The organism is Carnimonas bestiolae (assembly GCF_051251145.1).
Classification (GTDB): domain Bacteria; phylum Pseudomonadota; class Gammaproteobacteria; order Pseudomonadales; family Halomonadaceae; genus Carnimonas; species Carnimonas bestiolae.
Map to the genome: position 1 here is coordinate 171,782 of NZ_JBPCZK010000003.1, position 15,827 is coordinate 187,608.

13 protein-coding genes are annotated in these 15,827 nt (G+C 57.3%); 6 read left to right on the top strand and 7 right to left on the bottom strand.

The window, feature by feature from the left end:
* The first annotated feature begins 47 nt into the window (after positions 1–47).
* Positions 48–1,463 (top strand): DEAD/DEAH box helicase, encoded by a 1,416-nt coding sequence (locus tag R84865_RS05715; RefSeq protein ID WP_435639075.1) that lies wholly within the window; start codon positions 48–50, stop codon positions 1,461–1,463.
* 167 nt (positions 1,464–1,630) lie between these two features.
* Here R84865_RS05715 and fabV read toward each other — a convergent pair whose 3' ends face one another.
* From fabV to R84865_RS05735, 4 genes are all read right to left on the bottom strand, one after another.
* Entirely contained in the window at positions 1,631–2,836 is a 1,206-nt protein-coding gene (gene fabV, locus R84865_RS05720) for an enoyl-ACP reductase FabV (RefSeq protein ID WP_435639076.1), read from the bottom strand.
* A gap of 205 nt (positions 2,837–3,041) precedes the next feature.
* On the bottom strand, positions 3,042–5,588 hold the full coding sequence (locus R84865_RS05725; RefSeq protein WP_435639077.1) for a mechanosensitive ion channel domain-containing protein: 2,547 nt from the start codon (positions 5,586–5,588) through the stop codon (positions 3,042–3,044).
* 110 nt (positions 5,589–5,698) lie between these two features.
* Positions 5,699–6,193 carry a glutathione peroxidase gene (locus R84865_RS05730; RefSeq protein WP_435631065.1) on the bottom strand — a complete coding sequence of 165 codons (495 nt, stop codon included), beginning with the start codon at positions 6,191–6,193 and terminating at the stop codon, positions 5,699–5,701.
* A gap of 31 nt (positions 6,194–6,224) precedes the next feature.
* Positions 6,225–6,722 (bottom strand): NUDIX hydrolase, encoded by a 498-nt coding sequence (locus tag R84865_RS05735; protein ID WP_435631066.1) that lies wholly within the window; start codon positions 6,720–6,722, stop codon positions 6,225–6,227.
* Between the two features lie 195 nt (positions 6,723–6,917).
* Between R84865_RS05735 and R84865_RS05740 the strand changes: the two genes are divergently transcribed.
* Positions 6,918–7,211, top strand: a complete 294-nt coding sequence (locus R84865_RS05740) for an ElaB/YgaM/YqjD family protein (RefSeq protein ID WP_435631067.1) — start codon at positions 6,918–6,920, stop codon at positions 7,209–7,211.
* A gap of 153 nt (positions 7,212–7,364) precedes the next feature.
* On the opposite strand, the gene R84865_RS05745 is transcribed toward R84865_RS05740, so the two are convergent.
* Both R84865_RS05745 and R84865_RS05750 read right to left on the bottom strand, forming a co-directional pair.
* Positions 7,365–8,189 carry an aldo/keto reductase gene (locus R84865_RS05745; protein WP_435636510.1) on the bottom strand — a complete coding sequence of 275 codons (825 nt, stop codon included), beginning with the start codon at positions 8,187–8,189 and terminating at the stop codon, positions 7,365–7,367.
* A gap of 263 nt (positions 8,190–8,452) precedes the next feature.
* Entirely contained in the window at positions 8,453–9,586 is a 1,134-nt protein-coding gene (locus tag R84865_RS05750; RefSeq protein ID WP_435639078.1) for a YncE family protein, read from the bottom strand.
* Between the two features lie 310 nt (positions 9,587–9,896).
* On the opposite strand from R84865_RS05750, the gene R84865_RS05755 reads away from it, so the two are divergent.
* A complete protein-coding gene (locus R84865_RS05755) occupies positions 9,897–10,889 on the top strand; it encodes an alpha/beta hydrolase (RefSeq protein ID WP_435639079.1) in 993 nt (330 codons plus the stop codon).
* 116 nt (positions 10,890–11,005) lie between these two features.
* Here the strand turns inward: R84865_RS05755 and R84865_RS05760 are convergent, their stop codons facing one another.
* A complete protein-coding gene (locus R84865_RS05760) occupies positions 11,006–11,689 on the bottom strand; it encodes a glutathione S-transferase C-terminal domain-containing protein (RefSeq protein ID WP_435639080.1) in 684 nt (227 codons plus the stop codon).
* A gap of 164 nt (positions 11,690–11,853) precedes the next feature.
* On the opposite strand from R84865_RS05760, the gene R84865_RS05765 reads away from it, so the two are divergent.
* The 3 genes from R84865_RS05765 to R84865_RS05775 all read left to right on the top strand — a co-directional run bounded on the left by R84865_RS05765 (position 11,854) and on the right by R84865_RS05775 (position 15,822).
* Positions 11,854–12,858, top strand: coding sequence for an acyltransferase family protein (locus R84865_RS05765; protein WP_435639081.1), 1,005 nt, complete (start codon positions 11,854–11,856; stop codon positions 12,856–12,858).
* Positions 12,859–13,037: 179 nt separating this feature from the next.
* Positions 13,038–14,585, top strand: a complete 1,548-nt coding sequence (locus R84865_RS05770) for a GNAT family N-acetyltransferase (protein ID WP_435631073.1) — start codon at positions 13,038–13,040, stop codon at positions 14,583–14,585.
* A gap of 466 nt (positions 14,586–15,051) precedes the next feature.
* Positions 15,052–15,822, top strand: coding sequence for an ABC transporter ATP-binding protein (locus R84865_RS05775; protein ID WP_435631074.1), 771 nt, complete (start codon positions 15,052–15,054; stop codon positions 15,820–15,822).
* Positions 15,823–15,827: the final 5 nt, after the last annotated feature.

The window sequence follows — 15,827 nt, forward strand, 5'->3', positions numbered from 1 at the left end:
TTTCACGATTTTCCCGTTAACACGGGCCTCAAGGTTACCGACTCTACATGTCCTTTGCTTCTCTCGGCTTACTGCCCGCACTAAAGCGCGCAGTCGATGACGCCGGCTATACGACCCCTTCTCCCATTCAGGCCAAGGCGATTCCCGTTGCGCTTGAAGGGCGCGATGTACTTGCCGCTGCTCAAACCGGCACCGGCAAGACCGCAGGTTTCGCGCTGCCCATACTACAACGTTTGGCACTTTCGCCGGAGCGCCAGGGCAAGTCCCCGCGAGCGCTGATACTAACGCCTACCCGCGAGCTTGCCGCGCAGATCCATGAATCCTTCACTGATTACAGCGTGCACCTTTCACCGCGGCTGCGCAGCGATGTAGTGTTCGGAGGCGTTAAGATCAATCCACAAATCGAACGCCTTCAGCGCGGCGTCGATGTGCTGGTTGCCTGCCCCGGGCGGTTGCTGGATCTGGTGAGTCAGAAGGCGGTATCGCTCAATCACATCGAAACGCTGGTGCTCGACGAAGCCGATCGCATGCTGGATATGGGCTTCGTTCACGACATCAAGCGTATTCTGAAACTGCTGCCCGCGCAGCGCCAGAACCTGCTGTTTTCAGCGACCTTTTCTGCCGATATTCGCACCCTCACTGAGTCGATTCTGCACAACCCGGTCAGCATCGATGTGGCACCGCGCAACTCGGCCGCCGAAACCGTAGAGCAAGCGGTATATAAAATCGATAAGCCGCTGAAATCAGCACTGCTTATCCATCTGATCAAGCAGCAAGCGCTAACTCAGGTACTGGTATTTACCGCCACCAAACACATGGCCAACCGCGTTACCCAGCGCCTTGAGCGCGCAGGCATTAGCGCGGCGGCGATTCACGGTAACAAAAGCCAAAACGCCCGCACGCAAGCGCTGGCAGGCTTTAAATCCGGCACCATCAATGTGTTGGTTGCCACCGATGTGGCCGCACGCGGCATTGATATTGCGCAGCTTCCCAATGTCATCAACTTCGAACTGCCCAAGGCGGCGCCCGACTATGTGCATCGCATTGGCCGCACCGGACGCGCAGGCGCTGAGGGGCAAGCTGTATCGCTGGTATGCAACGAAGAAGATAAACAGCTGAAGCAGATCGAGCGGCTGATCAAGCGTCGCATCACCGTGCTGACGCCCCGCGATTTCGATGCCAGCGCCATTGAGGCGCAGCTGCAGCAGAGCGAACCGCCGCGCCAGGCGCAAGCGCCACGCTCCAATGGCAATGGCAGACGCGGTAATGGCGGACGCAACAGCGGTCGCGGTAATGGCAACGGTAACGGTGCTGGCGGCCGCCCTAACCGCTCCAATGGCAGAAAATCGGGAGAAGGCGCTCAGACCAAGTCAGCAGATGCGACTCAGCGCGATAATCGCCGTGATAGCCAAGCGCCGCGCAAGCGCCGTCGCCCCGCTCGCAAGCCGTCGCAGTTGAACTGATCAGCCAGTCAGGTTTTTAGCGCACAGGCAAAACAACGCCCGCCGTTATAACAAACGGCGGGCGTCTTTTTTGGCTTGCGGTTAGCGCTGGTTCGAGTGGGCTGATCAGCAGCGCCACCACCGGGTGCCGACAGCCAAGAAGGCTATGACACCCGCAGCCAAGGGAGTTAGAGCGAGATAACGTCGAACTCTACTGCCGGATTAACGTCCTGATCGTAATCGACCGTATCGATCTCGAAGCCGAACAACTTCAGGAACTGATGCTTGTAGCCGGCATAGTCAGTCAGATCGAAGAGGTTTTCAGTGGTCACTTTCGGCCACAGCGCCTTACACTCATTCTGAACGTCGTCACGCAGTTCCCAATCGTCAACGCGATAGCGGCCTTGTTCGTCGGTCGCGCCAGCACTGCCGTCTTCGCGGTATAGGCGGTCGCGGAACAGGCGGTTAAGCTGCTCGATCGGGCCTTCGTCGAGGCCTTTCTCTTCCATGATCTTCTGCACCATCGAGATGTACAGCGGCATCACCGGAATAGCCGCACTCGCCTGGGTAACTACTGACTTCAGCACCGCCACATTGGCGCCGCCGCCCTGAGCGCTCAAGCGCTCGTTCAAGCGTGCCGCGGTGTCGTCGAGGTCGGCCTTGGCCTTGCCTAAGGCGCCATGCCAGTAGATCGGCCAAGTGATATCAGTACCGATATAGCTGAACGCGACCGTTTTAGCATCGCTGGTCAGTACGTCGGCGTCGCTGAGTGCATTGATCCACAGCTCCCAGTCCTGACCGCCCATCACCGTAACGGTGTCCGCTACTTCCTGCTCGGTAGCCGGCTCCACCGAGGCTTCGATGATGGTGTCCTTGTTGGTGTCGATGGCGGTAGAGGTATAGGTCTCACCGATCGGCTTCAGCGCGGAGCGTTTCACTTCTCCGGTATCGGGCAGCTTGCGCACCGGTGACGCCAGCGAATAGATAACCAGATCTACCTTGCCGCCCATCTCATTCTTGATCAGATCAATCACCTGATCACGCGCTTCGTTAGAGAAGGCATCACCATTGATCGATTTACTATACAGGCCCTGCTGTTTGGCGAACTTGTCGAATGCAGCAGAGTTGTACCAGCCCGCTGTTCCGGGGCGTTTTTCAGTCCCCGCTTTCTCGAAGAACACGCCCAGGGTATCGGCACCATAGCCGAAGGCAGCGGTGATGCGTGCCGCCAGTCCGTAGCCGCTGGAAGCGCCGATCACCAATACCTTTTTTGGGCCGTCGTTGCGCACGCCCTGATGCTTGGTAATGTCGATCTGCTCGGCAACATTGTGCTCACAGCCGGTGGGGTGAGTGGTGGTGCAGATAAAACCGCGAACCTTGGGGTGAATGATCAATGTTAGTACCTCAATGATGAACGTCGCGGGTATTTTAGACGCTGACGCTAAAGAAGAAAAATCGTGCGCAGCCGCCGCCACACAATCGGCCGGAAAGCAGGCACTGGACAGGCTGCCAATGGCGCTAGCGGTGACACCTGCCAGAGGCTCGAACGCCCCGCCGCCGCACGACTAACCGGAGACGGCGAAGCGTACGCAGCCGCCGCTATGAGCTCGGCTTAGTACCGCCTCGGCTGCCGCTCTCACCCGTTGATGCCTTGTCGCTATCAGACGGCTCGCTTTCTGCGCTATCGGGTTGTTCGCTTTCGCCTTTATCCGACTGGCCTTGATCGCCGGTTTCGTGTTCGTTGCCCAGTACCTCGTCGCTGAACTCGGAACGTTTGAAGTGACGCGGCGTTTGGCCAGGCGCAGGCGCCTGCCCGTGCTCGACCTTGGGCTGTTCGCCACGTACCACGCGCATCGGCGCTGCATCGCCGTTTTTATCCTGCGCGAAGTGCACCACTGTTTGTGGGTAAGGCAGCTCGATGTTGGACGCATCGAAGTGGCTTTTCACCAGTCGGTCGTAACCACGCTGCACCGCCCACTGCATGCCGGGCGTGGTTTTGATCAGCACCCTGATAGTAATGCCTTCCTGAGTGATACCTACTACGCCAGGGATCGAGAACTCTTCGCGAATCACTTCGGGCGCCAGGGTTGGATCCGTCATCAGTTCCTCGAATGCGTCGCGCAACCGTTCGATGGCTTCGTCAACGTTTTCACGGTGCCCAATGGTGTACTCGCCGAGGTGATAGGAGAAATCACGCATGTGGTTGGTCAGTGTGCTGACCGACGAGAAGGGAATCAGGTGATAGCCGCCGTCCATGGTGCGGATACCCACCGAGCGAATCGTCAAACGCTCAACTGTCCCGAACACGCCAGCGGCCTCTACCACGTCGTTTTGGTTCATGCCGTTTTCGAGCTGAATGAAGATGCCGTTGATAATGTCCTGCACCAGCTTCTGCGCACCAAAACTGACCGCCAGACCAATCACCCCGGCACTGGCAATCAAGGGCCCGATGTTGATACCAATTTGCGAGAGCACAATCAGCAGGGTGATAACCACAATTGCAATCAACATTGCGTTGCGCAGCAGTGTCAGCAGCGTTTGCTCACGCGCACGCGCGAAATCGTTGCCATTGCTACTGAGCCGGTGCTCGATAACGCTGGCAAAAATGACCCACACCGATGCTGCAATGAATAGCACCACTAACACGTGCAAGCCATTGATGATAATGGCCTCTCCGGCGTCAGAGTGCAGGATGTGCGTGATGGAAATCAGGTGCCAGCCATCGAGGACGACCGCCAACGCAACAATCACGACGATCACGCGAATCACGGTAAGCGCAATGGGGGCGTATGAGTTGAGTCGTTTCTCGAGCTTCGGCAAGCGCTGCCGAAACTTGTCCGATAGCGAATAATGTCTGCCCAGCAGCGCCGTCGCCAGCGCCGACAGAAACAGCGCTACAATAACTGCAATGCCTGTTTGCAAGGTAGCGCGCATGATGAACGACAGCGCCGTCGCAGGTGCAAGCTGCGACATGACCAGCAGCACGGTGAAGTAGATAACCGCAAAAATGTACCAGCTTTGCGCCAGGAACCACGCGAACCGGGCGGTGGGTGCCACCCTCGATTGCTGCGCACGGCGACGAAACCGTGCGGTGACATTGCGACGGTTTTGGATAATCAGCTTCAGGGCGTAGATATACACCGTCAACATCACGACGAGATTGACGGTTTGCCCAGCGGCCGGAGAGAACATCAGCCTTACCAGCGGCACGACCACCATTAGTCCATAGCCCACCGTTGACACCAGTCGGCACAATACCTTCGTCCAGTACGCTGCGCCTTCATCCTCAATCGAAATCAACCGCAGGCTGGAATAGTGGCTGGAGAACAGCGTACGTACCAACGCCTTGCACATCTCGACGCCAAAGAAGGCTGACCCGAACGCCGAAGCCAAACGAATCATTCCCTTGTCGTCACCGGCCATGAGTATGCCCACCCCATAGCCAATCGAAGCGGCCAACAGCACAATGAAGATATCGATGACCAGCGTTCCGACAATCGCCCCCACACGTCCATAAAGCGCGCTGAGCGCGGCGAAGTTGCGGCGCTGCTGCCGGTCAAGCTTGATCGCGTCCTGATGCGGTTTTACCTGCTCGAAGGCCCACTGGTTAACACGTCGGTAGAGCACCGCACCCAGCCTGCGCAGCAGTTTGATGGCTATCAGCGATACTGCGCCAATCACCACCAAATGAAACAGCACATCAAACCACTGCTGTGCGCTGACGTTGCGCAGCCCCTCGCCATGCGATAACGCCTTGAGCCGGTTGCCTGCCTTGTGGAGATCGGCCATCAAGCTGTCGCCCAAGTGCTGTGTGGCGTCGACCAGCTGCCCCGTCCACATCATATCTTCAGCACTTCCATCATCAGTGTCTGAAGACGCCTGCTCGCCCTTGCCCGCTTCTACGCTTGAGTCCTTCCCCATCTCGCGCAGGTGCTCTACCAATCGCGCGCGCGTTTCAGGGTTATCGAGCGCATCTGCCAGCGCCTGGTAGCTCTGCTTATCCTGCGTAGCGGCATCCGAAGCGCTATCCGCCGCATGAGCACTGCTAACTATCATCACTAGCGATAGCAGCAGCGCGCACCATGCGACCACCAACGGGATAAAGCCTCGGCGCTTACGCTGAGGAAAGGAAGGAACAGCCACCATGTAAAACCTCGCTTGTTTCTTGTCGGGCTATCAATCCAGCCGTTTGCCGCCCGATCAGGACAAACGGTTAAGCATGCGTCTCTTTTGCACGTATCGCTCTAGCGTACGTTCTACGATGCGGGAACCTCGCCATCCAAGGCTTGCTCGATCGCACGCCTGATCGCCATTGGCCGCGTACGCGGGCCGAATCGCTCGATAACCTGACCGTCGCGATTTACCAAAAATTTGGTGAAATTCCATTTGATGGCGGAAGAACGTAGCAATCCTGGCGCATCCTTTTTCAACTGTTTGAACAGTGGATGGGCATCGCTGCCGTTCACCTTCACTTTTTGCAGCAGCGGAAAACTCAAGCGATACATCGAGCAGGCTTCGGCGAAGGCCTCGCCCTCCTCCGGCGCTTGATGACCGAACTGATTGCACGGGAACGCCAACACCACCAACCCTTGATCACGGTAGTGCTGGTAGAGGGCTTCCAACTCCTTTAGCTGGGGCGTAAATCCGCAGCGACTGGCGACGTTAACCACCAATAGCACCTGGCCTTTAAGCGCATGAAGGTTGAACGGCGTGCCGTCGAGCGTTTCGCACGAATGGTCGAATAAGGTCACCTGATACGCTCCTTTCCTGTCACCTGATTCATCATAGCCATCCTTGTTCTATAAGCCGCTGCAAAGCAGCAAGGCTATCTGGTGTTACTGGCTTAAGGGCCAACGCCTCGCGTGGCTCAAGCCACTCGACGGCGGCCACTTCGCTTTGCTGCAGTGTCAGCGGACCATCGTAGGTCGTCAGAAAAACGCCTGCACGCGCGCAAATGGCCGCGTCTTTGTATACCTGCTCGAAACAGAAGGTAAGCGGCACGCCCTTTATGCCCAGCTCTTCGGCCACTTCACGACGAGCGCCGCAAGCCACCGTCTCGCCTGCGGCAACGACCCCGCCCGCGGCGAGATCATAAGCACCGGGGAATACATCCTTGCTGAGAGTGCGCGTTTGCACGCATAAAAGCCCCGCGGTATTGCGCACAAAGACCTGACTGGTCAGGTGCCACAATCGCAGTTTACGCATCCGCGCCCGCGACGTCGCCCCGCAAGGCACACCGCGTGCATCAATCAGTTGTACCCATTCGCGCGCCGATGACATATTCTCACTCTCCGCTATTACGTTAAATACCGCATTTGGGCGTGTCGTCGTCCCTCACTTCGCGTTAGTGTGAGAGCGATAGTTCGGTGACTCAACGCAGCGTGTATCGCGGTACGGTCAGACACCCGCCGACAACGCCTAGCGTAACGTAATCGCTACCATGACATACTGTGGCCGAGAGCCAAGGAGAACGCCATGTTTGGATTATTTTCTTCACGCGATCAGCGCGAGCAGGAAAAACGCGTCAGAGCGACATTGGAAGAAGGCCGTCGTCAGGGGCTCCAGCATCTGAATCAGTTCAAGCAGCAGGCACGCCATCACACTCAGCGCGCCTCTGAGTACCTCGGGGACGGTTCGCGTCGCGCGCGTGAGCTAACCAGCGACAGCGCCAAGCGTATTGATGACAGCGCGCGTGAAAACCCTTGGGCTTACGTTGCTGCGGGCACGCTTGCCGGCATCGCCATCGGCTATCTGTTGGGACGCAAGTAGTCTCACTCACCACGCCAGTGGTGTCGACGGCTCGCTGATGCGGGCCGTCGCCGTTTCAGCAAACGGTTAATCGTTAGCGCATAAAAAAGCACGCCCGAAGGCGTGCTTTTTTGTTGCTTGAGAACAGCGGCTCAAGCAGCCGATCCATCGTGCTTAGCCGTCGGAGGGATCGGGACCAAGGCGTTTGCCTTCATCAAGTGTCGCGATGGTGGCGATTTCATCCTGCGTGAGCGAGAAATCGAAAATGTCGGCGTTTTCCTTGATGCGTGAAGGCGTAACCGATTTGGGGAAGATCACGTTACCCAGCTCGATATGCCAACGCAGCACCACCTGGGCAGGACTTTTGCCGTGTGCTTCGGCGATCGCCTTCAGCTTATCGTTACCCAGCAGTTCGCCGCCTTGCGCCAGCGGGCTCCAAGCTTCGGTCACGATATCGTGCTGCTGGTGAAATTCACGCAGCGCTTTCTGCTGCAGCAGCGGATGCAGCTCGATCTGGTTGATGACCGGACGCTCGTCGGCTTCGTTAAACAGGCGTTCAAGGTCCTGTTCGCGGAAGTTGGACACCCCGATTGAGCGGATGCGTCCATCGCTTTTCAGCTTCTCAAACGCTTTCCAGGTATCGAGAAACTGATCCTTGGCAGGCAGCGGCCAGTGAATCAGGTACAGATTCACGTAGTCAAGGCCGAGCTTCTCGAGGCTTGTATCAAACGCCTTGAGCGTGGAGTCGTAGCCCTGTTCGGCATTCCACAGTTTGGTGGTAATGAACAGCTCGTCGCGCGGAATGCCAGAGTTGGCGATAGCACGACCAACCCCCTCTTCGTTGCCGTAAATCGCCGCCGTATCGATGTGGCGGTAGCCCAGCTCGAGCGCGGTGCCGACCACTTTCTCGGTTTCATCGGCCGGCGTTTGCCAAACACCTAGGCCAAACTGGGGAATATGCTGACCATCACTCAAACGAATAGTAGGAATTGCAGACATCGTGCGCTCCTTGTGGATGGGCGAAACTATCCAGGCCCGTAAAGCAGAGTTGAAAGGCGCGCGAGCGTGCCAAGACACCATGGTGTGGCCACTCGCCATTCAACTGATTGTTGGGCATCACTAGAACAGATGAGTTCAGCATAACCGAATCTCAACCCCAAAGATCAAAATCGCGCGAGGATATTCACTAACGACATGAGCCCGACAGCGCATGCTATCGGGCTCGAATGTAAGCGTCTGACACCGCCTTCGCGGCAGCAGGTTTATGGCACAGCGATTTCGTAAACGTGGTCGTGCTTCTCGCTGTCGCTGGCATTTTTAGCGTTGGACGGCCGGCTGGTAACAAACGCACGATTGTGCTCGCTATCCAGCGCCACGCTGTTGGGCATTGGCGGTGCCGACACCTGCGCAATACGCTGATAGGTAGTGCTATCGATTACATCGACATCACCGCCCTTGCGATTGGCCACGTACAGGCGCTGGTGGTCAGCGTCGTAGGCTACGCTGATGGGCATGCCGCTAGTGGGATAGGTATAGATAGGTTTGCCGCTTTGGGAATCGAGCACTGCCAGACTGTTGTCGCGTGAATTCACCACGAACAGCCGGCCACCCTTGGCATCGTAAGCGACATTCAGCGGGCCTTTGCCGCCGCTGCTGAAGCGCTTCAGCACCTTGCCGTGCGCGTCGAGGGTAAGCACCTCGTCGCTACCCATCGCGGTTGCGAACAACCGTTTACCGTCCGGCGACACGGCCAGCCCGGTTAGGCCCTTACCAAGATGCTCGAAGGTTGCCTCGATCTGAAGCGTGCGGCCATTCACCTTCCAGATAGAGCTGTTGCCATCGTCGCCAAAGCCCACGCCCGTTACGTAGATCGAGTCCGAATCAGGCACCGCCACGACTTCACGCGGCTGCGCGGGACGCTCACCCTGTGGCGTTTGCTTATGATCGACCAACTGCACGGTAGAAGCGCTTAGTTCATTCCCCAATCGGATCGCGCTCAATTGACCGCTACGCGAATTGGTTGAGAACAGCGTGTTCAGCTTGTCGCTGTAATAAAGACCGTGGTTTTTGGTCGGGGTAACGATCGAGCGCTTGATGGCAAGGGTGGAGGCGTCCAGTTCGATGACTCGCCCCTGACCGCTCTCCCCTTTCGCTCCGCCTACCGCTACGTAAACGGCGTTACCGGGCGCGTCGTAAGCAATTTCGTAGATGCTACCGCTCAATGCCACTTGATGAGCGATGGCCGAAGAAGCCTTTGCGGAAGGCTGCTGTTGAGAAGAGGGCTGTTGAGCCGGCTGCGCCATTGCCATTTGACTCATTCCCAGCAGCGAACCACTCGCTGCGGTTAATCCTGCCAGCACAAGCGCAGCACGCGCGCGTTGAGCAATCCCAGACATGTGTTCTTCCTATTGATCAAGTTCAGCCAAAACGTCGCCTAGCGCTAGAGACGTTTTCACGGTTTGTGCAGCTCGTCGACGACGAATCCAAGTGAAATCAGCCTACTGAAGCGCTATCCTTTTCTCAATCGAAAGGGTTCTTATTCTTATTATTAGCATAAAACCGATCACCAGCCGACGTGAAGTTAATCAATATCATGGAAGCATCAGCCTCCTGATTCGTTGGCTTCATGCTCGGTGCTACCCTAACGCTAGCGGGTAGCTATGCTGGATAGACACTGCCCTGCCCCATGTTCACACGAGTCCTACCATGACAATTCCCCACGTGCGTTACTGGCTATCGCTGGTGTTGTTGCTTGTTTCCGCTACCGTCTCCCTGGGTGCCGATGCCCAGCCGCAGATGAAACCGCTTGGCCCTAGCATTGCCGACAAAGGCTCAGCCTATTACCGCTTCCGCCGCGTTGAGCTCGACTCACAGGATCATCAGCGCCACTACCGGGTGTGGGTGGCTATCCCTAAACAGCCAGCGCCACAAGGCGGCTACCCGATTGTGTACGCGATGGACGGCAACTCCGCCATACACAAGCTCAATGAGCCGCTGCTCAAGCGCTTGAGCACGGGCCGCGCGCCCGTCATTGTGGCGGTAGGCTACCAAACCGACTTACCCTTTGATGTTACCGCCCGCGCCTACGATTACACGCCGCCGGTGGCGTCGGACCATGGCTCTGATCCATGGAATCCGCAACGCCGCAGCGGTGGCAGCGATACCTTCCGTGCGCTGTTGCTCAACACTATCCAAGCGCGCGCTGAGCAGGGCTTGTCCATCAATTCGCAGCAGCGCTCACTATGGGGCCACTCGTACGGCGGACTATTCGTGCTCGATACGTTATTCAGCGCCCCCGATAGCTATGCGCATTACTACGCTGCCAGCCCATCACTGGGATGGAGCCAAGGCAAGGGCATAGAGCGCGCGCAGCGGTTGGGTGATGCCCTCGCCGCGCCTGCTTCGCTAACGCTCTTCCACGGCGGCGATGAAGTAGCACGCCACCGCCGCGAGGATCGTGCACAGCCGAACAGCAACAAGGGATCAGAACTGCGCGCACAGCAATCACCCAACGCGGCGCGTGATCTTGCCAAGCAACTGGGGCGTATCCACGGGCTCACTACCCATTACCGCAGCTACCCCGCGTTAAGCCACGGGCCGATGTTTGGGGTCTCGCTAGAGGACACCCTGCTCAATGTGGCGGGCCTGCCCATGAGCGACCCCGCCAAGGCTAAAGCGCCTGCTCATTCTTCCCACTGAATCGCAAAAGGGGCGAGCCTCTCACTGGAGTGCTCGCCCCTTTCTCTTTGTAGCGCGCGCTATGCGCTGTGACGGCTTCAGTACGGCTATTCCGCCTGCGCTAAGGCGCAGATGAATCAACGGCCTTTGAACAGGTGCCGACGCGCTTCTTCGTCCATCGGTTTGCCGTCGTCGGGATTAACCGACTCCACCAGCGCATAGGCACGTTTCACCGCATCGCGCTCGCCGATTCGCTCAAACCATTCGGCCAGATTGGGAAAGTCCTCCAGCCGCTGGCCTTGTGCTTCGTACGGCTTGATCCATGGCCATATCGCGATATCGGCGATGCTGTAATCGTCTCCGCCTACGTAAGCAACGTCACGCAAACGGGTATCCAGCACTCGATAGAGCCGTGCGGTTTCATCGACGTAGCGCTCAATGGCGTACGGGATTTTCTCTTCGGAATAGTTACGAAAATGATGATTTTGGCCGGCCATTGGCCCCAGCCCTGCCATCTGCCAGTAAAGCCACTGCAAGGTGACATAGCGCGCACTGCCTTTAGTGGGCAGCAGCTTACCGGTCTTGTCGGCCAGATATTCAAGCATTGCACCGGACTCAAACAGCGCCAGCGGCTCTCCCTCAGCGTTGTGGTCAACCAGGGCGGGAATGCGGTTGTTAGGCGCTACCGCCAAAAATTCGGGCGTGAACTGCTCGCCTCGTCCGATGTTAATGGGCAGCAGCCGGTACTCAAGCCCTAACTCCTCAAGCGCAATGGTAAGTTTATGGCCATTGGGCGTTGTCCAGTAATACAGATCGATCATCGCGACTCTCCCATATAGGTGAACCTGCTGACTCTACTTCTACGCAAACATTGCTGACTGCAATGGTCAACAATTATCGATGCTGAGGAACCTCATTGATTCAGCGTTGTCCGCTACTACGATGGTCGCAACAACACACTCATTCAGCACCTAACAGGACCAATATGCCAGCGGCACCTTCATCCAGCACCCACGTATCCGCCATTAACCTGATGCGCGGTGCCGGAATCCTGATGATTGCCTTCGGCCACTACCAGCCGGGCGCCGCTGCCAATGTGCTGTTTCTTTTTCATGTGCCGCTGTTTTTCTTCCTGAGCGGCTATCTGATGCGCCTGAAGGATCACCCTAGCCATTACTTCATGCGCAAGACCGCCGCGCACCTGCGCCCCTATGTTGCCTATCTGGTGCTACTGGGTATTCCTGCCGTCGGCTATTTGCTGAGCGAGAAAGATACCCTCGATGTGCTGAAGAGTAGCGTCGAAGCCGGCATTCTGGGAGGACAGGCGCTCACCGGCATATTCTCGGCGTTTTGGTTTATCACCTGCTTCTGGATTAGCCAGCAGTTGCTCTATTTTCTACGTTGGCACCTGCCCCCGATTCCGCTGGCGGTATCAATGGCGCTGATGGCGGCGCTGGCGTTTGCCAACGACTATTTGCTGGCCGATGCCTGGCTGATGGGAAGCGCTAACGTGGCGCTGTTGGGCGTACCGATCATGTACGCCGGCTACCTTGCCTCGCGCCATCCCACCCTGCTGCGCTCGCCGACGCTGATCTGGGCAGCACTGGCACTGATGGCGGGTAGCGCTACCGCCATCTATCAAGGCGCGCCGCTCAGCATGAACATGAAATACAGCCATTACGGCGTGCCTGTTATCAGCCTGATAGCAGCGCTGGCGTCGATTGTGGTGATCGTCAATGCCGCCGAGTGGCTGGTGCGCTGCACATGGCTGACCACCTTCAGCAAGCAGTTGGCCTACATTGGCCAAGGGTCAATGACCATCATGTACTTGCATCTGCTCATCCAGTGGCAGTTCGGCCACTGGCACATCGTTGCGGTCGATATGCTGGTACTCGCCTCCAGCGTAGCGCTGCCGCTGATTTGGCACTGGCTGACCAACCAATTTGCCGCAGGCGTGTTTCTGCTGCATGGACGGCGCGCCCACGCCTGACCAGAGTGACCAATGCCCAGGAATGTGCCGCCCGGCGCGCTTCAGCGGCACCTTCACCGGCCTTGTTAGCCGCGTGCGCTACATTTGGTTACGACGGCATCCGCACTGAACGTGCTATCATATGCGGCTTTCTTCATCGAACGATAACTTCCGACTCTTAACCAGCGGTGTTTTTTGCTATGTCCCGAGAAGCCCTGCACCTGAATATCCGTAACCTGATTTCCGCCGATTATCCTCAGCTCAAAACACTGATGGATACCGTTTACGACGACATTGGTGGGGCGTGGCCGAAACTGACCATTGATCGCCTGATCGCTGAATTTCCCGACGGTCAGCTCGCGATTGAAGACGACGGCAAGCTGGTCGGCATTGCCCTCAGCGTGCGCGTCAACTACGAGCGTTTTTCGAATCAGCACAAATACGATGACCTGATTGGCCAGCGTGAAATCATTCTGAATGATGCCAATGGCAATGCGATCTATGGTCTCGATGTGCTGATTGCGCCCGACTACCGCGGCTATCGTTTGGGCCGTCGTCTCTATGAAGCGCGCAAGGACGTGTGCCGCTCGCTCAACTTGCAGGCCATTCTGGCAGGCGGGCGAATTCCTCATTACCACAAGTACGCCGATGAGCTCTCCCCCACCGAGTACATCAATGAGGTGGCACGCAAGGAAATTCACGACCCGATTCTGTCGTTCCAGCTCTCCAATGACTTTCAGGTCAAGCGCTTACTGCGTAACTACCTGCCGGAAGATGATGACTCGCGCGGCTATGCCACCTTGCTTGAATGGAACAACATCCTGTACGAGCCTGCCGATGCGGTTATCAATTGGCGCAAGCAGGAAATTCGTGTGGGCGCCATTCAGTGGCAGATGCGTGAATTCGCGTCGGTCGAGAAGGTGCTCGAGCAGGTCGAATTCTATGTCGACGCCATCTCGAACTATCAGTCCGACTTCGCCGTGCTGCCCGAGCTTTTCAATACGCCGCTGATGGGGCTGACCAACCAGAGCGATCAAATCGAAGCGATTCGCTTCCTGGCCGGATTTACCGAGCGCTTCAAGGAAGAGATTTCGCGCATGGCGGTCTCTTACAACATCAACATTGTAGCGGGTTCGATGGTCGAGGAAGGCAGCGACGGCGAGCTGTATAACGTTGCTTACCTATGCCACCGAGACGGCAGCATTGATCGCCAGCCCAAGCTGCACATTACGCCTCAGGAGCGCGACGATTGGATCATTCAGGGCGGCGAAAGCCTCAACGTCTTCGAAACCGACGCGGGGCGTGTGGGCATCCTGATTTGCTATGACGTTGAGTTTCCCGAGTTGTCCCGCGTCCTTGCCGATCAGGACATGGACGTGCTGTTCGTACCGTTCTGGACCGATACCAAAAACGGCTATCTGCGCGTACGTCACTGCGCACAGGCGCGCGCCATCGAGAACGAGTGCTACGTGGTGGTGTGCGGCAGCGTAGGTAACGTGCCGTCGATTGAAAACCTCGACGTGCAGTACGCACAATCATCGGTGTTCTCGCCGTCGGACTTCGCCTTCCCTCACGATGCGGTGATGTCAGAATCGACGCCCAATACCGAAATGTTGATGTTCTCCGACCTTGATCTGCGCAAACTGAAGGTAGTGCGCAATGAAGGCTCGGTAACGAACCTCAAGGATCGCCGCGTCGATCTATTTGATTTGCGCTGGCGCGACTGGTCGCTTAAAACGGCCGACTAACCTCTCGCCGTCAGCAACGCATCACCATGGAAGGGGCGCTTAGCCCCTTTCCTTGTTATGGCGGCTATCCACTCAAGCGCCATTTGCCCCGAGCCCCCCTGCTCCTTCGCTGCTCCGACGGCTTCCTTTTGATACCCTTCGCCGACTTCGTGCTCTACCGCTGAATGGCAGCGCTAGATGTAACGACGGGCGCGCTGCGCGCTGTGCTTTGATAGAATCACCCCATTGTTGCCTGATCGATGTTCATTAGCGCTTTAGCGTGTACATTCATCTGTATTCAAGACATCGCCTTGCACCTTAAAATGCGTGTTCGCACACGCTAAACTACGCGCCCTTGCGTCGCGATTTATCTGCTGTGCAACCGATTCTGCACCCCGAGCAGTGCCTAACAATTACAACGTGCTCCATACTCAATCCTTTAACCGGGCCGGCTGTGCAACGCTCAGGCTGCCCCGAGAGAACGAAGATGTCAGACACAACTCCTCCTCTGGTGGTCAGTAATATCCATAAGCGCTTCGGCAATAATGAGGTACTGCGCGGCTTATCCCTGACTGCCAGCAAGGGAGATGTCATTACCCTGATCGGGTCGTCGGGTTCGGGCAAAAGCACCTTCCTGCGCTGCATGAATCTGCTGGAACGCCCCGATGAAGGCAGCATTCAGGTACACGGCGAAGAAATTCGCTTCAAGGAGAGCCGTCGAGGACGAGAGCTTGCTGACATGCGTCAGGTCGAGCGCGTGCGTGCGCGGCTGTCGATGGTGTTCCAGAATTTCAATCTGTGGTCACACATGACGCTGCTGCAAAACGTCATCGAAGCGCCTGTGCATGTGCTGAAAGTGCCCAGGGCCGAAGCACGCGAGCGTGGCATGGCGCTGCTTGAGCGCGTTGGACTGGCCGAGCGGGCGCAGTATTATCCTGCACAGCTTTCCGGTGGTCAGCAGCAGCGTGGCGCCATTGCCCGTGCGCTGGCGATGGAGCCAGAAGTCATGCTGTTCGATGAGCCTACCTCAGCGCTTGATCCAGAGCTGGTGGGCGATGTGCTCAAGGTGATGCGCGAGCTCGCCGACGAGGGCCGCACCATGATCGTCGTTACGCACGAAATGAGCTTCGCGCGCGATGTGTCTGATCAGGTGGTGTTCTTGCATCAGGGGCTGATCGAAGAGGCTGGCAAGCCAGCCCAGCTACTGGAGCAGCCTACCTCCCCCCGTTTACGCCAATTCCTGGCGCCCAAACACTGATTCAG